Source organism: Desulfatiferula olefinivorans, from assembly GCF_054657895.1.
Map to the genome: position 1 here is coordinate 1 of NZ_BAAHXV010000105.1, position 933 is coordinate 933.

1 protein-coding gene is annotated in these 933 nt (G+C 40.1%); it reads left to right on the forward strand.

What is annotated here, in order from left to right; genetic code table 11:
• On the forward strand, window positions 1–617 hold a 617-nt coding region (locus ACYQ11_RS22070; RefSeq protein WP_459925998.1), incomplete at its 5' end, for a hypothetical protein.
• Window positions 618–933 lie beyond the last annotated feature (316 nt).

A 933-nucleotide genomic window follows, 5' to 3' on the forward strand; every position in this document is an offset into this window, starting at 1 on the left:
GCGGTAATTTTACGGAAATTAATATGAGCAATTACGAGATACTTGAACCAAACAACAAAAAAAATGGAATTCATGATTATCGTGATGCTGAAATTCGAAACAAGACAATCTCCATTGGTTCAGGGGATGTAGCAGATAGTTTTATTGATGTTAGATTTTATGATTGTGAGATCATAATCAAATCATCAGGCAGTGAAACCGGTGTTATCCTGCATCTGTGCTCTTTTGATAATTGTGTAGTCAATGCATCAAAAATTCAAAAGATTGCCAAATTAGAATCAACTTTTAATCGGTGCTCGTTCAAAGGTAAGTACGAGGTAGGATTCTACGGTGAAGTGAGCGCATGTGATTTCTCAAAAGCTATACTCAACCAATGCCTTTTCTTTAAGATCAATGGATATAAGGAATGTGCTTGGCCGAGTGATGGGCACTTGTTAATACCAGGCTTGACAATGAATCGTGAAAACTTCATGAATTCTGTTCCCAAAATGTCTATTCTTTGGCTAATGGCCAAGAAAAACCCTGAAGTTATGGTTCTAAATAAATCAAGCCTCAAAAAAGTAGATTCTGATGTTTGGGAAAAATTGGAACAAAGAGAATATGTAATTAAACTTTAAACAAATCGCCCAACAAAAAAATGCACGGGAGCGCAAAAAGCCGCGCCCCGTGATTTAAGCGTTGGCGGTCGGACAAACGCCTGGGTAAAAAGTAGATAATTGATTTGCTCTTTCAAAAAGAAATGTTGTAAAGAATTCGGGCAAGGACATTCTCCTGTTGAACGACTTTTCAAATTCAACCGCTGTCTCGTTCAGGGTGGCCCATCCGCTCAACCCTTGTGGCGGTTTCCGGCTCCTTCGTTCTCAGGGCGGCCCGCTCGTTCGAAGGCTTTAACGGCTTTGATCACCGCTTGGTTCTGGTTGTTCTTTGTCACAT